Source organism: Thermomonas sp. (genome assembly GCF_035369645.1).
Taxonomy (GTDB): Bacteria; Pseudomonadota; Gammaproteobacteria; order Xanthomonadales; family Xanthomonadaceae; genus Thermomonas.
Window position 1 is genome coordinate 14504 of sequence record NZ_DAOOUM010000019.1, and the last position, 21330, is coordinate 35833.

Here is a 21330-nt window from a genome sequence, read left to right on the forward strand (position 1 = left end):
CTTCTGCATGGACCACGAGCGGTTGCCCGTGGCGGGTGCGCGGAACGGTGTCAGCCGATCCGCACGCGTTCGTGCGATGCCGGAATTTGCAACGCTTCACGGTACTTTGCCACGGTGCGCCTAGCCACCGGCACACCTTCAGTCTTCAACGTATCGGCAAGCCGAGCATCCGACAAGGGCTTGCGTGGATTTTCGGCCGCCACCAGTTGCCGAATGCGGTCTTGGATGGCGGTGCTGGACGCGCTGCCGCCGGCATCGGTGTCGATACCGGAGGCAAAAAAGTCTCGCAGGGCCAAGGTGCCACGCGGTGTGCGCACATATTTGCGCGCCACGGCGCGTGACACTGTGGATTCGTGCAGGCCCAGCGTTTCGGCCACGCTGCGCAGGGTCAACGGACGCAGCGCTTGCGGGCCAAATTCCAAAAACCCGGTTTGTTCTTGCACCAGACAGCGCACCACCCGTTGCAGGGTGTCGGCGCGGGACTCCAGCCCTTTCAGCAGCCAGCGTGCTTCTTGCAGGTGCCCGCGCAAATAATCAGCATCGGCACCGCCGGTATGCCGAAGCATTTGTTGATAATCGCGCTGGATGGCAACTCTAGGCATTGCGCCGGCACCCAAGGCAACATGCCATAGGCCTTGCTGCCGCCAGATCACGCAATCGGGGATCACATAACTGCCACTGGGCAGCGCGCCGTATTGCGCACCCGGGCGTGGGTTGAGTGAGCGCAGCAAGTGCACCGCGGCTTCGGCATCCGCACTGCTGCAACCGGTTTCTGAGCAAATACCAGCGATACCCAATTTGGGGAGGCGCTGCAGGGCATCCGCGGTGAGTTGCAGGGCAACCGTGCGGCCGCAGGTGCTTTCCGGCAGGGCGCGTAATTGCAGGGACAGGCATTCGCCCAAGTCGCGTGCCGCCACGCCGGCCGGGTCAAATTGCTGGATTCTGCGCAGTACCGGCAGCGCATCTTCAAGCGTGGTGTCGAGCTCGGGGCGCAGGCTGGCCAGCAATTCGTGCAAGTCTTCGCGCAGGTAGCCGTCGTCATCGATGGCGTCGATCAGGGCAATGCCGATGCGGCTATCACGTGGGCTGAAATGGCCTAAATGCAATTGCCATAGCAGATGGTCGTGCAGGCTGTCCTCGCCGGCGGAGTGTTCGAAGTCGTCGTGCTCACGCGCACTGCTGCTGCCAGCGCGTTCGGGCCACGGTTCCGGCTCGTGTTCCCAGCGGTCCTCATCCGCCGAATGGGATGTATCGGCTTCGGCGGGGCCGGGCTCGGTGGGCGCTGGCGTGCTGCTATCGGCCATGTCGCTGCCGTGGTCACCCTCTTCCACCCAATCTAGCAGCGGGTTGCTGGCCACGGCCTCGGCCACTTCGGCTTCCAGCTCGGCGGTGGACAGCTGCAATAAATGGATGGCCTGCCGCAGTTGCGGCGTCAGCACCAAATTTTGCGAGGTGGTGGTGGACAGGTGCGGCTTCATTGCTTGCAGCATAGCGCCAGTTGCAAGGAAATTGGCCGCACCCGGGCCGCGACTGCCACCTGTGGCAGAAGGTTACAGACGAAAGTCTTCACCCAGATAAACGCGACGCACGTCTTGGTTATCCAGCAGTGCTGCCGGTGCGCCCTGCGCCAGTACGCCGCCTTCGGCCAGGATGTAAGCGCGGTCGCAAATGCCCAGGGTTTCGCGCACATTGTGATCGGTAATTAAAACGCCGATACCACGTTGTTTGAGATGGCGCACGATGCGCTGGATTTCATTCACCGAAATGGGATCCACGCCGGCAAAGGGTTCATCCAGCAAAATCATGCGCGGCTTGCCGGCCAGGGCACGGGCAATTTCCACACGCCGCCGTTCGCCGCCGGACAGACTGGCACCCGGCTGGTCGGTGACGTGGCCGATTTGTAATTCATCCAGCAAGGCATTGAGCTCGTGCTCGCGGCCGTCATCGTCCAAGTCTTTGCGCAATTCCAGCACCAGCCGGATGTTGTCGGCCACGCTGAGTTTGCGAAACACGGAAGGCTCTTGTGGCAGGTAGCCAAGGCCAAGGCGGGCGCGGGCATACATCGGCAGGTCGGTGATATCGGTGCCGTCCAGCAAAATGCGCCCGGCATCGGCGGCGACCAAGCCCACGATCATGTAGAAACAGGTGGTCTTGCCGGCACCGTTGGGGCCCAGCAGGCCAACCACTTCCCCTGGCTTCAGCGTGAGCCCGAAGTCACGCACCACCTCGCGGGACCGGTAGCGCTTGCGCAGCCCTTCGGCGACCAGCATCAGGGGTTGCCCTTGGCACTGCTTTGCGCAGACGAGGCCGCGGTGTCTTTGGGCAGAATCCGCATCTTGACCCGGCCACCGCCTTCGCCACCGCTTTGCAACTGGCCGGACTTGAGGTTATAGACCACCCGTTCGCCATTGATACTGCCGCGCGATTGTTTGATCACCACATTGCCGGTGAACACCATGGTTTCGTTTTTCATGTCGTAATCGACATTGGCGGCGCTGGCGTCGATGCGGTCGCCATCATCCATATCTTGTTGCAAGGTCACCCCGCCGCTGAGTAGGGCGCGGCTGGGGTTGCCATTGGCTTGCTGGATGACGGCTTTGGCCGACTTCACATGCAAGCTGCCTTGATCGATGGTGACATTACCGGTCAGTGTGCAGCTGGCATTGGCGCCCAAGCTGCTGCAATCGCTGGCATTGGAATTGATATCCATCGGTTGGTTGCGGTCGGTGCTGCGGGCGCTGACGGTACCTGCCATGGTGAGCAGAACCAGTAGGGAAGCGCAAAGATCAATGCTGCGGGACATAGCGGGCGCGGACCTGTGAGAGAAGGGAGACGTGCTGGCGGTCAAGATCCGCGCGCATGCCGATGCCGCGCATTGTAAGACCGGGCTGGGTAATGGTCACGGCATCACTGGTTTGGGCGTGATGTTCGCCCAGCAGTAAGGTCAGTGATTCGGTTTCGATGCGTGTGGCCGGCGGTGCTTGTGGGGGGCTGATTGCGATCACTTGCCCGGTCAATTCCAGCTGGCCACCACCGGCAGGTACGAAGCCGCGTTGTGCGCGCACATCCCAATAGTGCTGTTCGCGGTCAGGCACTTGGAATTGTGGGGTAATCAGAGTCATGGTTTTATCGGCCGGATCACGCTGCAAACGCGGCCCACGCAGGGTGAACGATTCTTTGCCCAGTTTGTCCAGCGATACGATTTCGTAATCGTGCAGCACATAGTCGGGGCGGGTGTTCAGCACGACGTCTTGCTCTGGATGAAATTGCCGCCAGACCGACCAGCCGCTAGCAATGGCGGCCAATAGCAAACATGCGGTGGCGAGCAGACGCCAGTTCATGGGTGTTCACCATGTTCAAGGATGGCGTCCACGCGGCCTTGCGCGTACAGCAGCAGGTCGCAGGCGTCGCGCGCTGCACCGTGGCCGGCGCGGCGTGGGGTGACCCAGTGGGCCGCCGGCTGCACCCAATGGTGGGCATCGGCGGGGACGATGGCCAAGCCAACGTCGCGCAGGGTGGCCAGATCCGGTAGGTCATCGCCCATAAAGGCGACCGCGTCCATACCGATGCCCAGCTCAGCGGCGATCGTGCGCATCCGCGCCAGTTTGTGGCGCTCACCGATATGCAGATGCGGGATTTTCAAATCGACCCCACGCGCAGCGGTGACCGGGCTGTGGCGCGCGCTGACCAGTGCGGTTGCGATGCCAGCCTGCCGCAGTAGCACCAGCCCCAGCCCGTCTTGCACGTGGAAGCACTTGGACTCGTGGTTATCGCTGCTGTAGATCAGGCCGCCATCGGTCAGGGTGCCATCGACATCAAACCCGATCAGACGGATTTTTGCCGCGCGGGCCAGCAATTCTGCGGAGTAGGTGGGGGGCAGCGTCATCACACCACCCGTGCGCGCAGCAGGTCGTGGATATTGAGCGCGCCCACCACCTGGCCGGCGCGATTGGTGACCAGCAAGGCGTTGATCTTGTGCGTTTCCATCAATTGCGCGGCTTCAGCGGCCAAGGCGTCGGCGCTGATGGTGCGCGGCGCGCGGGTCATCACCGCGTCGATGCGGGTGTGGCGCAAGTCCACATTGGCATCGTCCAAACTGCGGCGTAGATCGCCATCGGTGTATAGGCCCAGCAGGTGGTTATCGGTATCCACCACCGCGGTCATACCCAGCCGCTTGCGGCTCATTTCCACCAGCGCTTCGCTGATGCTGGCAGCCGGTCCCACCTTGGGCACGTCATCGCCCACATGCATCACATCGGTGATATGCAGCAACAGGCGGCGGCCCAAGGCACCGGCCGGGTGCGAGCGGGCAAAGTCATCGGCGGTGAAGCCGCGTGCTTCCAGCAAGGCCACGGCCAGCGCATCGCCCATCGCCAGTGCGGCGGTAGTGCTGGAGGTGGGCGCCAGTTGCAGCGGGCAGGCTTCCACCGGCACCGCCACATCCAGATGGGTGTCGGCTTCACGCGCCAGCGTGGACTGGCCGCGCCCGGTCATCGCCAGCACCACATTGCCTTGGCGTTTGAGCGCCGGCAGTAGCAGCAAGACTTCATCACTTTCACCGGAATACGACAGGGCCAGCACCACGTCGGCATCGGTCACCATGCCCAAGTCGCCATGCGCGGCTTCGCCCGGGTGCATGTAAAACGCGGGGGTGCCGGTCGAGGCCAAGGTGGCGGCGATCTTGCGCGCCACATGCCCGGACTTGCCCATCCCCGTGCACACCACCCGCCCACGGCAGGCCAAAATGGCCCGACACGCGGCGCTGAAGGCTCCGTCTAGACGCGCGGCCACGGCAGTCAGTGCTTCGCCCTCGATGGCAAAGACGCGACGGCCGCTGGCGGCGAAATCAAATGAATCAGATGGGGCGTGACTGGCAGAAGGCACGGCGGTTTCCGCTAAACTTGTCCGTTCAGTTTACTTCAGTCCACCTAGCCGCCCATGAACGCCGACCAGATCCGCCAGATGATAGAAACCGGCCTGCCCGATGCCCGCGTGGATGTGCGCGGCGAAGATGGCGTGCATTTTGAAGCTGTGGTGGTCAGTGCGGCGTTTGCCGGCAAGCTGCCGTTGGCGCGTCATCGCATGGTGAACGCAACCTTGGGCGAATACATGGGCCGCGAGATTCACGCCTTGCAACTCAAAACCCTCACCCCGCAAGAGGCGGCCGCCTGATGCAGAAGATTCTGGTGGAAGGCGGTGCCCGGCTGCGCGGTGACGTGCGTATTTCGGGTGCCAAAAACGCGGTGCTGCCGATTTTGTGCGCCAGTTTGTTGGCCGATGCCCCCGTGCGCATCACCAATGTGCCACGCCTGCACGATGTGCTGACCACCGCCAAATTACTGGCTGGGCTGGGCGCAGGCGTCACCCACGAGGGCGATGTGATGAGCATCGACCCGCGTAGCGTGAACAGCCACGTTGCGCCGTATGAATTGGTCAAAACCATGCGCGCGTCGGTGCTGGTGCTGGGGCCGTTGCTGGCCAAGTTTGGCGATGCCGAAGTCTCGCTGCCCGGCGGCTGCGCAATTGGCTCGCGCCCGGTCGATTTGCACATCAAAGGCTTGCAGGCGCTGGGGGCCGAGATCACGGTGGATCACGGTTTCATCAAAGCGCGTAGTGCGGGCCGGCTGAAGGGCGCACGCCATGTGTTTGAACTGGTCAGCGTGGGGGCCACCGAAAACGTGCTGATGGCGGCCGCCTTGGCCGACGGCACCACCGTGTTGGAAAACGCGGCGATGGAGCCGGAGATCGTGGACTTGGCCGAGTGCCTCAACGCGATGGGGGCTAACATCAGTGGAGCCGGCACCCCGCGTATTGTGGTCGAAGGCGTTGCGCAATTGCACGGCTGCGAACACGCGGTGGTGGCCGACCGTATCGAAGCCGGTACTTTTTTGGTGGCCACCGCGATGACTGGCGGCTGCATCACCGCCACCCACGCCCGCCCCGACAGCATGGACGCGGTGCTGGACAAGCTGCGCGAAGCCGGTGCCACGGTGACCTGCGAAGGCGACCGCATCCACCTCGACATGCACGGCAAGCGCCCGCGTGCGGTCAACCTGACCACCGCGCCGCACCCGGCGTTTCCCACCGACATGCAGGCGCAATTCATGGCGATGAATTGCATGGCCGATGGCGTGGGCGTGATCAACGAGACCATCTTCGAAAACCGCTTCATGCACGTCAACGAGCTGCTGCGCCTGGGCGCGGACATTCGTGTGGATGGCCATACGGCAGTGGTGCGCGGTGTCGAAACACTGAGCGGTGCCCCGGTGATGGCCACCGACCTGCGCGCCTCGGCATCGTTGATCTTGGCCGGGCTGGTGGCCGATGGCGAAACCACCATCGACCGCATCTACCACCTCGATCGCGGCTACGAAAACATCGAAGCCAAACTGTCGGCGCTGGGTGCAAAGATCCGACGGGTAGATTGAGCTGATGTGCTGCCGCACCACCGGCATCAACGGCGGGTGGGCGACATCGCCAGCACGGTGATTTCTTCGCGGTCGTGGTAGAGCTGCTTGGCCCGGATCGTTAGCGGTTTTTGGGCGTGTTGGGCGAATAAATCCAAGCACAGTTGGGTCTCTTGCCAGCGTTTTTTCATCGGCAATTTCAGATTGAAAATGGTGTGCCGGCACCAACCTTCGCGCAGCCAGGTGGCCATGCGTTCGGCCACGCGGCGCGGTTGTTCCACCATGTCACAGACCATCCAATCCAGCGGGTGTTGTGGCTGCCAAGTAAACCCATCGGCGCGCAGGTGTTCCACCAAACCACTGTCCAGCACATGCTGGCGCAGCGGTCCGTTATCCACCGATTGCACGCGCAGGCCGTGGCGGGTCAGCACCCACGTCCAGCCGCCGGGGGCAGCGCCCAAGTCGGCGGCGCGCATGCCATCGCGCAGAAGCTTTTTGCGCTCCTCATCGGTCAGCAGCACCAGCAGCGCTTCTTCCAACTTCAATGCCGAACGCGAGGGTGCATCGGCGTGCATGCGCAGGCGCGGGATGCCCAGCGGCCACGGCGCGCTGTCGGCGGCCACACTGCGCGCCAGCAAGGCGTGATCGCCGGCCAGCAGGCACACATGCAGGCGCGGCAGGCCCGGGTTGTCCTTGGCGCTGAGGATGCCGGCCTTGCGCAGTGCCGCCCGCAGCGCATTGCCCAGGCTGCGTGCCAAGCCGGCCAATGGTTTGCCGGCGTCGCTGTCGGGGTGCTCCATCACCAATTCGCCAAAGCGCAGTGTTTCGGATGCGTGGCCAGTCAGTGCGTCCAACATCGGTGCGATGCGGTCTTGCGGATTCAGCTCACGCAGTTCGGCCAGCAGACGCAATTTTTGCCGCGCAAAAATCAATTGCGAAAACGGCAAGGCATGATCCAGCGCGATGGCGTCCTCGCTGAAAAACACCACCACGCCGCTATCGCGCTCGGTGCGCGCATAGCCGGCGATGCCCACCTGCGCGGCGCGTTCGGTCAACTCGCCGGCAAGCTCGGGTTCAAAGCCTTGGCGGCAGTAGCACAGCAACCCGTCAATAATTCGGCCCACCCAGTTCGCCATAGGCCTTGAGGATGGCGCAGGCGGCGTCGCGTTGCACGTCGCGGATCACTTCGATGCCGCGCTTGTTGAGCTCACCCACCCAGTCTGCGGGTAGCGGGCCTTCGTCGAACGCGGTCAGCGCCATCACGTCTTCGGCGCGGGCACCAATCAGCAGGCGGTCGATGCCAGCCCACATCGTTGCGCCATAGCACTGGCAGCACGGTTGCGCCGAAGTCGCCAAGGTCACCGGGTCGCCGAGTTCATTCAAGCGAAATTGTTGCAGGCGTTGCTGCGCCAGCATATAGGCCATGGTTTCGGCATGCGCCAGCGAACAGCTTTGGCGCACCACCCGGTTCACGCCGACCGCGATCAACTGATGCTGCGCGCTGAACACCGCCGCGCCAAACGGGCCGCCGCTTTGGCGTTCCACGTTGTGCTTGGACAGCTCGATGGCGAACGCGACTTTGGCCGCATCGGTGGAGAAATCGCGGCCGGAAACATCCAGTTCCATCACCCAAATCGGCAGGGTGATATGCAGCTGCACGGGCAGGGGCATTGGCATGGGCTACGCCTTCTGCGCCCAAGTGTCGCGCAGGGTCACGCTGCGGTTGAACACCGGTTTGTCGGCGCTGTGGTCGTAGCGGTCAGCGACGAAATAGCCCAGACGCTCGAATTGATAGCCCTGCTCCGGTGCGGCCTGCGCGGCGGCGGGTTCCACGTAGCCGGTGACGACGTTGCGCGACTCGGGATTCAAATAATCCACATAGGTCTTGCCGCCGTCGTCGATATCTGGATTGGGGACGGTGAACAGGCGGTCGTACAGGCGCACTTCAGTGGCGATGGCATGTTGGGCGCTGACCCAATGGATGGTGCCTTTTACTTTGCGGTTGGCGCCTTCCATGCCGGGGCGCGATTCCAGATCGAGCGTGCAATGCAACTCGACTATGCGGCCATCGGTGTCTTTGATCGCTGCGTCGCAGCGGATGATGCCCGCGCCGCGCAGCCGCACGTCGCCGCCCAGCGTGAGGCGCTTGAAGCCCTTCGGCGGCACTTCCTCGAAGTCTTCGCGCTCGATCCACAGCGTGCGGCTGAAGGGAATGTCGCGCTCGCCCTGCGCCTCGTCCTTGGGATGGTTGGCGAAGCGCAGGGTTTCCTCGTGCGCTTCGGGAAGGTTGGTGAGCACCACTTTCAGCGGATCGATCACCGCCATGCGGCGCGGCGCGTGCGCATCCAGATCGTCGCGTAGTGCGCCTTCCAGAATGGAAATATCCAGCAATGAGTTCTGCTTGCTGATGCCCACGCGATCGACCATCAATTTCAAGGCCGAAGCGGTGTAGCCGCGCCGACGGATGCCCTGCAAGGTGGGCATGCGCGGGTCGTCCCAACCATCGACCAACTTGTCAGTAACCAGCGCCATCAATTTGCGCTTGCTCATCACCAGATAATTGAAATTGAGCCGCGAGAACTCGATCTGGCGTGGCTTGCCGGCTTCCTTCGGTAGACCTTTGCCCAGCAATGGTTCCAGCAATTCGGGATGGCCGGCCAAGTCCACGTTGTCCACGCTCCAGTCGTACAGCGGGCGGTGGTCTTCGAACTCCAGCGTGCACAGCGAATGGGTGATGCCCTCGATGGCATCGCCCAGCGCGTGGGCGAAGTCGTACATCGGGTAGATCGGCCACTCGCTGCCGGTGTTCTGGTGTTCGACGTGCTTGATCCGGTACAGCGCCGGGTCGCGCAGATTGATGTTGCCGCTGGCCATGTCGATCTTGGCGCGCAGGGTGCGTGCGCCATCGGCAAATTCGCCCGCACGCATGCGCCGGAACAAGTCGAGGTTTTCCTCGACGCTGCGCTCGCGGAACGGCGAATTACGGCCGGGTTCGGTCAGCGTGCCACGGTATTCGCGGACTTGCTCGGCGCTCAGGTCGCAGACAAACGCTTTGCCATCGGCGATCAATTTTTCGGCGGCAAGGTAATACACGCCAAAATAATCCGAGGCGTGGCGCAGGCTGTGCCAATCAAAGCCCAGCCAGCGCACGTCATCTTGGATGGCGCGCACGTATTCGGGGTCTTCGCGCGCCGGGTTGGTATCGTCCAAACGCAGATTGCACACGCCACCAAACTCGGCGGCGATGCCGAAGTCCAGGCAGATCGCCTTGGCGTGGCCGATATGCAGATAGCCGTTGGGCTCCGGCGGGAAGCGGGTCTTGATGGCGTGATGTTTGCCCGAGGCAAGATCCTCACGCACGATCTGGCGGATGAAGTCTTTTTTCTCGGAAACGGCGTCGGTGGTGCTGGGGGCGGAGTCGGACACGGCGGCAACGGTATCTGGGAGCAATCGCGCATTGTAGCGAACGTGCCGTGTGGCAAGATCGTTGTTTGTCTGGCCTCGGGTCTGTCATGTCACGTTTTACGGCACCTGCACTCCCTTCCAGGTCGGTGGCCACCACCGAACTGCTGATCGGCGCGGCCATCATCGGTAGCAATGGCTTGATGGTGCGCCTGACCGGGATGCCGCCGACGGCGGTGGCGTTTTGGCGGATGTTGCTGGCAGGCGTGTTGCTGGCGTTGTTGGTCAGTGCGCGGCATGGCTGGCAGCCGTTATCGCGTGCAACGTGGCGCTGGCTGCCAGTACCCATGCTGGCCTTCGCCATTGATCTTTGGATGTGGCACAAAAGTATTTTGCTGGTGGGGCCGGGGCTGGCCACCTTGCTGGCCAATACGCAGGTGTTTTTCATGGCGGTGGCCGGCGTGCTGCTGTTTGGTGAGCGCTTGGGCCTGCGGTTTATCGCCGGGGTGCTGTTGGCATTTTTTGGGCTGTGGCTGCTGCTGGGTGCGGACTGGGCCACCTTGCCCGCGCAATACCGCTGGGGTGTGTGGCTGGGGCTGACTACCGGGTTGGCCTATGCCGCCTACAACGTGGGCATCAAACGTTCGCAGCATGCGGCGGGTGTGGGCAATACGCGGGTGCCGGTGGAGCAAGTGCTGTGCATCGCGGCGTTTGGCAGCGCACTGTGTTTGGGTTTGATGGGGTGGGCGGAAGCGGAGGTATTCACGCCGCCCTCGTGGCGGGTGTGGGCGCTATTGCTGGCGCTGGCCGCAGTGGGCCATTGCTTGAGTTGGATTTTGATTTCGCGTTCGATGGTGGCACTGCCGGTGGCGTTGGCGGGCCTGCTGTTGTTGGCACAACCCATCGTGGCGTATGTGTTGGATGTGCTGGTGCTGGATCTTTCGCCCAGCCCGCGCCAGTGGGCCGGACTGGCGGTGAGTTTGGTCGGGATTTTTGTGGCGGGGATGAAATCCAAGCAAGCCAGTGCCGCACAAGAGGCGTGAGTGTGGCTATGGCTGGTATTGGCACCAATATTGGAACTCACTGCCTTTGCTGGGTTCATACACGTATTGAAAGCCGGTGAAGCCCCACTCTGCATTACGGGTATCGAACGGCGGCCGATACGACGCCTGATGGATCAATACCGGGTCGCCGCTGCTCATGCCATAGGTATAAATCCGCACGAAACGGCCGGTATTGGGCAGGTTGGCATACGTGAGTTTGAATTCGAAATAGCGCCCGATTTTTTGGTTGCGAACTAGATACGGCAAGGTGGTAGGCGTGGCATCGATGGTCCATGCTTCCCCGCCATAAGTCACATGGCAGCGCACGCTATCGGCGGATGCCGAGGCGCTGGCCGCAACGCCGAGTAAGGCAATCAGCATGTGCATTGCGCGGTGGTTCATGGTGCCCCTTTGCATTGCTGCACCGTGGTGTCACCAGCGTGGCCGCAGGGGCTGGATGCAGCGATAGCAGGATGCGGCACGCCGTCCGCATCCAGTCTGGCCACATGGGTGCGCCACTGCCGCACGCCTTCCGGCCCAAGCGTGGCCGATAGCACCCAGCCGGTGGTAGTGGCGACGGTGTCAAAACTATTGAACAGAAAATTGCCGAGGCTGTAGATGATCGGCTTACCCTTGTACACATCGGCACCCTGGGTGACGTGTGGATGATCGCCCACCACCATGTCGGCACCGGCATCGATCATGCGCTGGGCAAATTCACGCAGACGCGGGCTGGGCTGGGCTTCTTCTTCCCAGCCCCAATGCATGAACGGAATCACGATGTCGGCATGCTGCACACGGCGCGCGGCGATGATGTCCTCGATGACTTGCTCGTCCTCGCCACTCCAGGCCACGCCAGGGCGGGTGGCATCGGCTTCAAAGGCACGGGGCTTGAATTCCACATAGCCCAGCAGCGCGATACGCAAGCCGTTGCGCTCCAGAATCAGCGGTCTATGTGCTTCTTCCAACGTGTGGCCGCCCCCGAACCACGGCAGGCCAGCTTGCTGCATCAGGCCCAGCTGTTCGGCAAAAGCAGCCTTGCCGAAATCGCCCGAGTGATTGTTCGCCAACGACACCGCATCGAAATGCCGCTTCAACGCCGGCAACACCTGCGGGTCGGCACGGAAGGTGAAAGGCTTGGCCAGTGCGCTACCACCGTTGGCCACCACGCATTCCAAATTGCCGATACGTAGATCATGCGTATCCAGCAGGGATTGAAACGGTTGGAAGGGGTCGGTGCCTTGCGCAATCAGTTCGCCGGGACGTTCGGCCACCATGATGTCGCCGACGAAGACGATGGCGACCTCGCGCGAGGGTGTTGCCGAGAACGCCGGCGCGCTAGCTGACAGCGTGGCCAGTAATGTTGCTGCGATGCGTGTGCGGTTCATGCCCGCATCATGCCGGAATCTTGTTGCAGCGGCGAGGCATGCTCATTCGCGGGTGATCGCGCAGGCAAACACCAGCTCGCAGGCACCATTGCCACTGTCGTCGCGGGTCAATGAGCTGACCCAATGCCAGCCATCATTGCGGTCGATGCGTACCAGCCAGCCGTCGATGCGGATATTGTCATCGGCACGAACATCCTTCAGCGCGCTTGCCACATCGGGGCTGGCGGGGATGATGTGCATATTGGTAGCGCTGCGCACGATCTCAGCGGGCGGAATGGGCGGTTCGTTGCGCCAGTGATAGTAAAAGAAGCGGCTGCCTTGACTGATCGAAAGCTTGTCCAACACGGCGTCTTCACGCATGCGGCCCCAGCCCAAGGCCAGATCGGTGGGGGAGAACTTGGCACCGGCATCGGCAAAATAATTTTCACGGTGCAACACGCGGGCATCGATGCTAAACCCCGCCAAGGGGGTGAGCGTGGCATTGTCGATGGCGGCCAAGGTCAAGCCCTTGGGGACGGGTGTTTGCAGGGGGATATCGCCGCGTACCACACGCGGTGGCATCGGGCAGGCCACATGGGCAAGTGCGTCACGGGTGGCTTGCGGCAGGCGCGCACTTGGCGGATGCGATAGCCACCATGCCAGGAGCAGGCATCCGCCTATGAGCAAAATGATGGCATTACGTGGCCGCATGGGTGCGTCCGTGGGTCAGGGCTGCGCCAATTGTGCCTGCACCACGCGGGCGATGGCATCGCCCATGCCTTGTAAGAACGCGTCCATGGCCGAGGATTTACGCCACACCAGGGCAATCTTGCGGCTGGGTGGCGGGGTGTGAAACGGCACCAGCTGGATATTGGGCGATGCCGCAATTGGCGCGTGCACCGACAACGCCGGCAGCAGGGTGACGCCCACACCGGCGGCCACCATTTGCCGCAGGGTTTCTAGGCTGGTGGCGCGAAAGCCGGATTTCTCTTGCGCACCGGCCAGCCGACACACATCCAAAGCTTGATCGCGCAGGCAGTGCCCATCTTCCAGCAGCAGCAGGGTTTCATCGGAGAGTTGCGACATCCGCAAGCAGGATTTTTTCGCCAACGGGTGCTGCCGTGGCGCGGCAAATACAAAGGGTTCTTCAAACAAACACTGCGCGTGCAATTGCTCATCGTGGATGGGCAAGGCGAGCAGCGCGGCATCCAGTTTGCCTTCGCGCAGGCGTTGCAGCAGCACGTCGCTTTTTTCCTCGACCAGTAGCAGTTCCAGTTGCGGGTAGCGTTCGCGCAATGGCGGTACCACGTGTGGCAACAAATACGGGCCTAGCGTGGGGAACACACCCAGCCGCAGGCTGCCCGATTCCGGGTCATGGCTGCGGCGTGCGGCGTCTTTCATTTGCGCCACTTCGGCCACGATCCGCCGCGCGCGCGTCACCGCATCTTGCCCGGCGGGGGTGAGCATGACCTTGCGTGGCGCACGTTCGATCAAGGCCACCCCCAACTCGTCCTCCAGCTTTTTGATCTGGGTGGACAAGGTGGGTTGGCTGACGAAACAGGCCGCAGCGGCTTTGCCAAAGTGGCGCAGGTCAGCCAGCGCGATGAGGTAGTTGAGGTCGCGCAGGTTCATCTCACGCGGCCTTGGCCTCAGCCGGTGCCGAAACACGGATCAGATGGTCGAAGGCTGATAGCGCCGCAGTCGAGCCGCCGCCCATCGCCACCACGATTTGTTTGTACGCTTCGGTGGTGGCATCACCCGCCGCAAACACGCCTGCCACATTGGTGTGGCCGCGGTCATCGATGATGATTTCGCCACGCGGGCTCAGCGCCACCGCGCCTTGCAGCCATTCGGTATTGGGCAGCAAACCGATCTGCACAAACACGCCGCCCACTGCCAAATCCCTGGTCTCGCCGCTGCTGCGATCGGTGAAGCGTAGCCCGGTGAGCTTGCTGCCATCGCCCAGCATTTCGGTGGTTTGCGCGTTCAGATGTACGGCCGTGTTGGGCAAGCTGTGCAGCTTGCGTTGCAGCACGTCATCGGCGCGCAGCTTGCTGTCAAATTCCAGCACCGTCACATGCTCGACTACGCCGGCCAAGTCAATCGCCGCTTCGATACCGGAATTGCCGCCACCGATGACCGCCACCTGCTTGCCTTTGAATAGCGGGCCATCGCAGTGTGGGCAATAGGTGACACCCTTGGTGCGGTAGTCGGCTTCGCCGGGCACGCCGGTTTGCCGCCAGCGTGCGCCAGGGGCCAGGATCACGGTCTTGCTGCGCAAGCTGGCGCCGCTTTCCAGGGTGATGCTGGCCAAGCCATCACTCCCGGCGGCGTGCAGGGTCTTGGCGCGTTGCGAGGTGATCACCTCCACACCGTAGCTGCGCACATGTGCTTCCAGCGATGCGGCCAGTTTCGGGCCTTCGGTGTATTCCACCGAGGGGAAATTTTCGATCGCCATGGTGTCTTGCACCTGGCCGCCAAAGCGCTCGGCCAGCAAGCCGGTGCGGATGCCCTTGCGTGCGGCATAAATGGCTGCGGCTGCGCCGGCCGGGCCGCCGCCGACAATTAGCACGTCGTAAGGTGCGCGTTCGTTCAAGGCTTCGGCGGCGCGTGCGGCCGCACCGGTATCAAGCTTGCTCAACACCTGCTCGATACTCATGCGGCCCGCATCAAATTCCACACCGTTCAAATACACGGTGGGTACCGATAGAATTTGTTTGGCCGCAACTTCGTCTTCAAACAGCGCACCATCGATGGCGATATGGCGAATGCGCGGGTTCAGCACGCTCATCATATTCAGTGCTTGCACGGTGTCCGGGCAGCTCTGGCAATGCAGCGACATGTAGGTTTCAAACTGATAATCACCTTCAAGCGCGCGCACCTGCGCGGCCAGCGCATCTTCGACTTTCATTGGATGCCCACCCACATGCAGCAGCGCCAGCACCAGCGAGGTGAATTCGTGACCGAGTGGAATGGCGGCAAACGCCACCGCCACATCGCTGCCGGTGCGGCGAATTTCAAACGACGGCTTGCGTGCGGCATCGCCGCTGGCGCGGGAAATTTTGGGCGATAGCGTGGCGATTTCGCCTAGCAACGCATCCAGCTCGCGTGAAGCATCGCTGGCATCCAGCGAGGCCACCAGCGTGATCGGGTGCTGAAGTTTTTCCAGATAGGCGGAAAGTTGGGTTTTGAGGGTGGCATCCAACATGGGTGGCTCCTTCGAAATTGCGGCGCAGTTGCCCGCTCTGCGCATCAGGTAGAGGGGCGGGAGTGAACAGGGCTGCGTGAAAGTGACGCGCCGCATCGCTTTCACGCAACCCTCTCCAAAGGTGGAGAGGGGGCGTTGTAAAGGCTTAGATCTTGCCGACCAGGTCCAGCGACGGCGCGATGGTCTTGGCGCCTTCCTTCCACTTGGCCGGGCACACTTCGCCGCTGTGGCTGGCCACGTATTGCGCGGCTTGCAGCTTGCGTACGGTTTCGGCCACGTCACGCGCAATCGCGTTGTCGTGCACTTCCATGGTCTTGATCACGCCTTCCGGGTTGATCACGAAGGTGCCGCGCAGGGCTAGGCCTTCTTCCGGGATATGCACACCAAAGGCGTTGGTGAGCTGATGGGTGGGGTCGCCGATCAGCGGGAATTGCGCTTTGCCCACCGCCGGTGAGGTTTCGTGCCACACCTTGTGGCTGAAATGGGTATCGGTGGTGACGATATAGACCTCGGCACCGGCCTTCTGGAACTCGGCGTAATGCTCGGCGGCATCTTCGATTTCGGTGGGGCAGTTGAAGGTGAACGCAGCCGGCATGAAGATCAGCACCGACCAATGGCCTTTCAGGCTGGCGTCGGTCACTTCGATGAACTTGCCGTTATGGAAGGCATTGGCCTTGAACGGCTGCACTTGCGTGTTGATCAGGGACATGAGAATGCTCCGGTGTGGTGTGGGTGGGGTGGATCAGATGTGCGGCCAGCTTAGGCGGCAGCTATCAATTTGTGAAATTGATTATTGGTATCCTATCGATAGATTATGACTATTGTTTGAATTTCAAGGTCAAGTGTCGCGTTGCCGGTACCATTTGCGCATGCCCCAGACCGCCCGCCAGACCGCGCCCACCGTTGCCAAGCTGCTGACCCAGGCGCGTGCCTGCATAGAGGCTGTCGATGCCGACCACTTGCTGCTGCATGTGCTGAACAAGCCGCGCAGTTGGCTGTTTGCACATGCCGATGACCTTGTGGATGCCGATACTGCCGCGCGTTTTGACGCCTTGTTGCAGCGGCGCATCCACGGTGAGCCGGTGGCGTACTTGACCGGCAACCGGGGGTTTTGGACGCTGGACTTGGCGGTGACGCCGGCCACCTTGATCCCGCGCCCGGAAACCGAATTGCTGGTCGAACAAGCCTTGCTGCGCATCCTCAGCGATGCCGCCGTGCGGGTGGCCGACTTGGGCACCGGGAGCGGCGCGATTGCGCTGGCGCTGGCCAAGGAGCGCCCGCAGGCGCAGCTGGTGGCCACCGATGCCAGCGCCGATGCACTGGCGGTTGCGCGCGGCAATGCGCAGCGCAATGGCATCGGCAATGTCGAATTCCGTCACGGCGACTGGCTGACGCCACTGCTGGGGGAGCGGATGGACGTGATCGTCAGCAACCCGCCGTATGTCGCCGACGGGGATCCGCATTTGGCACAGGGCGATTTGCGCTTTGAACCCCCGATGGCGCTGTCCTGCGGCGTGGATGGGCTGGATGCCATCCGCATGATTGCAATCGCCGCTCCGGCGCATTTGCGTGCCGGTGGCTGGTTGTTGCTGGAGCATGGGCTTAACCAAGGCCCGGCGGTGCGCACCTTGCTGCGCGACGCTGGGTTTTATGGCGTCAAAACCGTGCGCGATCTGGAGTCGCGTGATCGCGTCACCTTGGGGCAACGCACGTAGGCGCTCTCAAAGCCCATGCTTGGATGGGGTTAAAATTACCGACTCCACCCCCGCAGGATTGCCCATGCGCACGCTGTACCCCGAAACCACCCCGTACCGCTCCGGCAGCTTGGCGGTGGATGCCCGCCACACCCTGTATTGGGAAGAATGCGGCAACCCCAATGGCAAGCCGGTGGTCATGCTGCACGGCGGTCCTGGGGCGGGGTGTACCGACAATATGCGGCGCTTCCACGATCCGGCGAAGTACCGCATCGTGTTGTTCGACCAACGCGGTGCCGGGCGCAGCACCCCGCATGCCGATCTGACCGACAACACCACATGGACCTTGGTCGCCGATATCGAACAGTTGCGCGAGCATCTGGGTATCGACACCTGGCAAGTCTTCGGCGGCAGTTGGGGCTCCACGCTGGCGCTGGCCTACGCGCAAACCCACCCGCAGCGCGTCACCGAGCTGGTGCTGCGCGGCATCTTCATGCTGCGCCGCTGGGAATTGGAATGGTTCTACCAAGAAGGTGCATCACGCCTGTTCCCGGATGCGTGGGAGCACTACGTCAACGCGATCCCGGTGGTGGAGCGGCACGATTTGATCTCCGCCTTCCATCGCCGCCTCACCTCCAGTGATGAGGCCACCCGCTTGGCCGCCGCGCGGGCATGGGCGATCTGGGAAGGTGCCACCAGCTATCTGCATATCGACCCCGATTTCATGAGCAGCCACGGCGATGCGGCATTCGCCTTGGCCTTCGCACGCATCGAAAACCATTACTTCGTCAACGGTGGTTTCTTCGAAGTGGAAGATCAGTTGCTGCGCGATGCGCACAAACTGGCGGGTATTCCGGGCGTGATCGTGCATGGCCGTTACGACGTGGTGTGCCCGATCCAAAATGCGTTCGACTTGCACAAAGCGTGGCCGCAAGCAGAACTCATCGTCAGTGCTGCGTCCGGGCATTCGGCGTTCGAAGCCGAAAACATCGCTGCCCTAGTGCAGGCCACCGACACGTTTGCCACCAGATGAAACTGCTCGCATTTGAAACCGCCACCGAAGCCTGTTCCGTTGCCGTTTGGGTGGATGGGCAGGTTTGCGAACGCTTCCAAGTTGCCCCGCGTCGGCATACCGAGTTGGCCCTGCCGTGGGCCGAGGCATTGCTGGCCGAGGCCGGCATTGCGCGGGCGCAGTTGGATGCCATCGCGGTGGGGCGTGGCCCCGGCGCATTCACGGGCGTGCGCTTGGCGATTGGCATTGCCCAGGGCATCGCGTTGGCGCTAGATCGTCCGGTGCTGGCAGTGTCCACCCTGGCGGCACTGGCGTTGCGCACAGATGCACCGGGCCGGCGCTTGGCCGCCATCGACGCGCGCATGGGCGAGGTCTATCTGGGCGCATTTGCCCCCGAAGCGGACGGCCTGCGCGCGTTGTCGGTGGAAACCGTGACCAAACCCGAGCTTGTTGAACCACTGCAAGGAAATGACTGGTACGGCGTGGGCACAGGCTTTGCCGCAGTGGATGCGGCGTTGCAGCAGCGGCTGCAGGGACACTTGCAGGGTGTTGATAGCAGCGCCTTGCCGCATGCGGCCGATGTGGCCAGATTGGCCGTACAGGCATATGCGCGTGGTGAGGCGATGGCCCCAGAGCGCGTTGAGCCGGCCTATCTGCGCAACGCCGTCGCCCTGACCTTGGCCCAACAGCAGGCATTGCGCAAACCCGCATCCGCAGCAGTCTAAATTTTTGGCTATGCTCCCCCGTATGGAAGCAGCTATTGGGGGGTAGCGTGAATATTCGAGTACTTGGGTGGGTACTGGCACTGGTGGCAACGTCGGCACTGGCCGAGGACGTAACCTATAACGGGCGAACATTGGATGTCGCGGCGGATCAGGACGCGCGGCCGATTCGTCGGGTCTTGGGCTCGCATTACGCTATTTCATTGGCACCCGATGAGATCATCAATAAGGCGCAATCATGTTTGGCCACGCAAACTGGGATCCATGTGGAATCCAGTGACCCCAGCGCAGGCCAGCTCGTGGCGACCACCAAGTTTGACTATCGCGCGCGGTTCAGTAGTTATTCGGTCAAGAGCCGGTTGCAGTTGCAGGCCGCCAACGGGGGGTTCCAGATCACTGAAACCGAAGTTGCCGTGGCCACATTAGGCAGCGGAGACGCCGTGGACTTTCGACCGCTGACACAAAAAGAAAGCGGCTGGGAAAAATCACTGGATGCGTTGATTCTGGGTGAAAACGCATTGGTCGATTGCCTGTATCGCTAAGGCAGGCGCAGGTCATCACGCCTAGGTTTCAGCGGTCTACCAATTCGCCGCCCGGCAAAAATTGCCAGGTACGGGTGATGTGCAAGATATCCGGGTCCTCCGGCGTCTTGGGCAGCGGTGCAAACGGGATCGACAGCTTGACGATGCGCAGTGCCGCATCGTCCAGCATCGGAATATTGCTGCTGCGGATGATGCGCATGCTTTCCACGCTGCCATCGCGGCGTACTGCCACACTGATCACCACCAGACCGCCGATATGGCGGCGGCGGGCTTCATCCGGGTAGTTGAGGTTGCCGACCCGCTCGACCCGGCTCACCCAGCTGCGCAGGTATTGCGCCCAAGCGTATTCCTTGGTGCTGGCGGACACGAATTTGCGCTTCGGACGCTTGGCATATTCGGCCGAGCGCAGTTGGATTTCTGCGGCCAAGCGTGCCATTTCGATGTCGCGGTCGATTTTTTCGCGCCCAGGGGGTTGGCCGTTGTCGGCAGCCTCCGCTGTAGGCGTGGGCAAAGGCAATGCGCTGTTACCCTGTGTGGAGGTCACCACCGGCGGTTTTTGCGGCGGGCTGGGGGTGGGGGATTGTGCGTGTAGTGGGCGGGGTGCCAAGCCATCCACGGGTTGCGGTAATGGGCCAGCCTGTGGCGCGCTGGGGCGACTGCTCTTGTCGTGCTCGCCACCGCCTTGGTTATTGGCTTGCGCCAGGAAATCGGCCTGCGCCGGCGTCAACGGGGTTTGTGTGCGGGTCTGGATGACATCCAGCGTGGGCACCAGCGGGGCGGCATCCTCAAGACTGAAGCCAATACCCAGAATGACCAGCGCATGCAGCAGCACCGAGAGCACCACGGTGGCGCGCAGACGCTCGGTTTCACCAATGCGCGGCGCAGCCGGCAAGGTTGGGGCAGTACTAGAGATCATCAGGAATGGGCGCGTGCTTCGATACAGTCAAACAATAGACCGGCGATATTCAGACCAAACTGCGCGTCCAATTCGCGGATGCAGGTGGGACTGGTGACATTGATCTCGGTCAGTGCGTCGCCAATCACATCCAGACCCACAAAAAGCATGCCGCGACGGCGTAATTCAGGGCCAACTTGCGCTGCGATCCAGTGGTCACGCTCGCTCAGGGGCCGGCCCTCGCCGCGCCCGCCGGCGGCCAGATTGCCGCGAAATTCGTCGCCTTGTGGAATGCGTGCCAGACAATAGTCCACCGGTCTGCCGTCCACCAGCAAAATGCGCTTGTCGCCGTGCACGATCTCAGGCAAATAGCGCTGCGCCATCGCCAGATGCCGGCCACCATCGGTCAGGGTTTCCAAAATCACATTCAAGTTGGGGTCGCCGGCGTGGCTGCGGAAAATCGAACGCCCGCCCATGCCGTCCAGCGGTTTCAGCACCACCTCCCCCTGTTCGCTCGCAAACGCTTTCAGCGTCTTGCTGTCACGGCTAACCAAGGTGGGTGGGCAGCATTGCGGAAAGAGCAATGCTGCCAATTTTTCATTGAAATCACGCAGGCCTTGCGGGTCGTTGACCACCAGCGCGCCTTGCTGCTGCGCCAACCCAAGGATTTGGGTGTCGTGCAGATAATTGGCATCCACCGGCGGGTCGGTGCGTATCAACACCACATGGCCACGTGCGAACACCCAGTTTGACCAAGCGCCCACGGTGTAATGGTCGCCAGCCACATCGCGCACCTGTAGCGCCGCCGCCGTTGCCATGGCTTGCCCATCGCGAACATACAGGCCGCCGGGTTTGACGTAATGCAGGCGATGCCCGCGGCGTTGGGCTTCCAGTAACATGGCAAAGGTCGAGTCTTTGCTGATCTTGATCGTGTCGATGGGGTCCATGACCACCACGACATCGAGACGGGGAATGGCTGGCATTGCAAGGCGTCCAAACAAGGGCAAGTGGATGTTAGCAGGCATGCAAAATTGCACG

The 21330-nt window shown here is 62.2% G+C and carries 24 protein-coding genes; 7 read left to right on the top strand and 17 right to left on the bottom strand.

Annotation, left to right across the window (positions count from 1 at the left end; genetic code table 11):
* Positions 1–50: 50 nt before the first annotated feature.
* The 6 genes from PK789_RS05330 to PK789_RS05355 form a co-directional block, all read right to left on the bottom strand.
* Positions 51–1478: an RNA polymerase factor sigma-54 gene (locus PK789_RS05330; RefSeq protein WP_324307538.1), complete on the bottom strand. Its 1428-nt coding sequence runs from the start codon at positions 1476–1478 to the stop codon at positions 51–53.
* Between the two features lie 72 nt (positions 1479–1550).
* Positions 1551–2270, bottom strand: a complete 720-nt coding sequence (gene lptB, locus PK789_RS05335) for an LPS export ABC transporter ATP-binding protein (protein WP_324307539.1) — start codon at positions 2268–2270, stop codon at positions 1551–1553.
* Entirely contained in the window at positions 2270–2755 is a 486-nt protein-coding gene (gene lptA, locus PK789_RS05340; protein ID WP_324307540.1) for a lipopolysaccharide transport periplasmic protein LptA, read from the bottom strand. Before lptA ends, lptB begins: the two co-directional genes overlap by 1 nt.
* A gap of 31 nt (positions 2756–2786) precedes the next feature.
* Positions 2787–3341 (bottom strand): LPS export ABC transporter periplasmic protein LptC, encoded by a 555-nt coding sequence (gene lptC, locus PK789_RS05345; RefSeq protein WP_324307541.1) that lies wholly within the window; start codon positions 3339–3341, stop codon positions 2787–2789.
* Positions 3338–3886, bottom strand: a complete 549-nt coding sequence (locus tag PK789_RS05350) for a KdsC family phosphatase (protein ID WP_324307542.1) — start codon at positions 3884–3886, stop codon at positions 3338–3340. Before PK789_RS05350 ends, lptC begins: the two co-directional genes overlap by 4 nt.
* Positions 3886–4884, bottom strand: coding sequence for a KpsF/GutQ family sugar-phosphate isomerase (locus PK789_RS05355; protein WP_324307544.1), 999 nt, complete (start codon positions 4882–4884; stop codon positions 3886–3888). The genes PK789_RS05350 and PK789_RS05355 overlap by 1 nt, the downstream gene beginning before the upstream one ends.
* A gap of 54 nt (positions 4885–4938) precedes the next feature.
* Here PK789_RS05355 and PK789_RS05360 point away from each other — a divergent pair, with 54 nt between their 5' ends.
* Positions 4939–5172 (top strand): BolA family protein, encoded by a 234-nt coding sequence (locus PK789_RS05360; protein ID WP_324307545.1) that lies wholly within the window; start codon positions 4939–4941, stop codon positions 5170–5172.
* Complete coding sequence (gene murA / locus PK789_RS05365) at positions 5172–6428, top strand: UDP-N-acetylglucosamine 1-carboxyvinyltransferase (protein ID WP_324307547.1); 1257 nt, start codon at positions 5172–5174, stop codon at positions 6426–6428. Before PK789_RS05360 ends, murA begins: the two co-directional genes overlap by 1 nt.
* A gap of 26 nt (positions 6429–6454) precedes the next feature.
* On the opposite strand, the gene rlmM is transcribed toward murA, so the two are convergent.
* The 3 genes from rlmM to PK789_RS05380 are packed head-to-tail and all read right to left on the bottom strand — an operon-like array spanning position 6455 to position 9833.
* Positions 6455–7519: a 23S rRNA (cytidine(2498)-2'-O)-methyltransferase RlmM gene (rlmM, locus tag PK789_RS05370; protein ID WP_324307572.1), complete on the bottom strand. Its 1065-nt coding sequence runs from the start codon at positions 7517–7519 to the stop codon at positions 6455–6457.
* Complete coding sequence (locus tag PK789_RS05375) at positions 7515–8078, bottom strand: nucleoside deaminase (protein ID WP_324307573.1); 564 nt, start codon at positions 8076–8078, stop codon at positions 7515–7517. The genes rlmM and PK789_RS05375 overlap by 5 nt, the downstream gene beginning before the upstream one ends.
* A 9-nt stretch (positions 8079–8087) precedes the next feature.
* Entirely contained in the window at positions 8088–9833 is a 1746-nt protein-coding gene (locus tag PK789_RS05380; protein WP_324307549.1) for a glutamine--tRNA ligase/YqeY domain fusion protein, read from the bottom strand.
* An 86-nt stretch (positions 9834–9919) separates the two neighbouring features.
* Here PK789_RS05380 and PK789_RS05385 point away from each other — a divergent pair, with 86 nt between their 5' ends.
* The gene (locus PK789_RS05385; RefSeq protein ID WP_324307551.1) at positions 9920–10852 is read left to right on the top strand and encodes a DMT family transporter; all 933 of its coding nucleotides are present in this window, start codon (positions 9920–9922) and stop codon (positions 10850–10852) included.
* 6 nt (positions 10853–10858) lie between these two features.
* Here PK789_RS05385 and PK789_RS05390 read toward each other — a convergent pair whose 3' ends face one another.
* From PK789_RS05390 to ahpC, 6 genes are all read right to left on the bottom strand, one after another.
* A complete protein-coding gene (locus PK789_RS05390; RefSeq protein ID WP_324307553.1) occupies positions 10859–11254 on the bottom strand; it encodes a hypothetical protein in 396 nt (131 codons plus the stop codon).
* Positions 11251–12240, bottom strand: a complete 990-nt coding sequence (locus PK789_RS05395) for a CapA family protein (RefSeq protein ID WP_324307554.1) — start codon at positions 12238–12240, stop codon at positions 11251–11253. The genes PK789_RS05390 and PK789_RS05395 overlap by 4 nt, the downstream gene beginning before the upstream one ends.
* 42 nt (positions 12241–12282) lie before the next feature.
* Positions 12283–12930, bottom strand: a complete 648-nt coding sequence (locus PK789_RS05400; RefSeq protein WP_324307555.1) for a hypothetical protein — start codon at positions 12928–12930, stop codon at positions 12283–12285.
* Between the two features lie 15 nt (positions 12931–12945).
* Positions 12946–13851 carry a DNA-binding transcriptional regulator OxyR gene (gene oxyR / locus PK789_RS05405; protein ID WP_324307556.1) on the bottom strand — a complete coding sequence of 302 codons (906 nt, stop codon included), beginning with the start codon at positions 13849–13851 and terminating at the stop codon, positions 12946–12948.
* A gap of 1 nt (position 13852) precedes the next feature.
* Entirely contained in the window at positions 13853–15427 is a 1575-nt protein-coding gene (gene ahpF, locus PK789_RS05410; RefSeq protein ID WP_324307557.1) for an alkyl hydroperoxide reductase subunit F, read from the bottom strand.
* Positions 15428–15572: 145 nt separating this feature from the next.
* On the bottom strand, positions 15573–16136 hold the full coding sequence (gene ahpC, locus PK789_RS05415; RefSeq protein WP_324307558.1) for an alkyl hydroperoxide reductase subunit C: 564 nt from the start codon (positions 16134–16136) through the stop codon (positions 15573–15575).
* A 160-nt stretch (positions 16137–16296) separates the two neighbouring features.
* Here ahpC and prmC point away from each other — a divergent pair, with 160 nt between their 5' ends.
* From prmC to PK789_RS05435, 4 genes are all read left to right on the top strand, one after another.
* On the top strand, positions 16297–17142 hold the full coding sequence (prmC, locus tag PK789_RS05420) for a peptide chain release factor N(5)-glutamine methyltransferase (RefSeq protein WP_324307560.1): 846 nt from the start codon (positions 16297–16299) through the stop codon (positions 17140–17142).
* 64 nt (positions 17143–17206) lie between these two features.
* A complete protein-coding gene (gene pip, locus PK789_RS05425) occupies positions 17207–18154 on the top strand; it encodes a prolyl aminopeptidase (protein WP_324307561.1) in 948 nt (315 codons plus the stop codon).
* On the top strand, positions 18151–18858 hold the full coding sequence (gene tsaB / locus PK789_RS05430) for a tRNA (adenosine(37)-N6)-threonylcarbamoyltransferase complex dimerization subunit type 1 TsaB (protein WP_324307562.1): 708 nt from the start codon (positions 18151–18153) through the stop codon (positions 18856–18858). The genes pip and tsaB overlap by 4 nt, the downstream gene beginning before the upstream one ends.
* A 47-nt stretch (positions 18859–18905) precedes the next feature.
* The gene (locus tag PK789_RS05435; protein WP_324307563.1) at positions 18906–19397 is read left to right on the top strand and encodes a hypothetical protein; all 492 of its coding nucleotides are present in this window, start codon (positions 18906–18908) and stop codon (positions 19395–19397) included.
* A 28-nt stretch (positions 19398–19425) separates the two neighbouring features.
* Here PK789_RS05435 and PK789_RS05440 read toward each other — a convergent pair whose 3' ends face one another.
* A complete protein-coding gene (locus tag PK789_RS05440; RefSeq protein ID WP_324307564.1) occupies positions 19426–20313 on the bottom strand; it encodes an energy transducer TonB in 888 nt (295 codons plus the stop codon).
* Entirely contained in the window at positions 20313–21275 is a 963-nt protein-coding gene (gene gshB / locus PK789_RS05445; protein ID WP_324307565.1) for a glutathione synthase, read from the bottom strand. Before gshB ends, PK789_RS05440 begins: the two co-directional genes overlap by 1 nt.
* Positions 21276–21330: the final 55 nt, after the last annotated feature.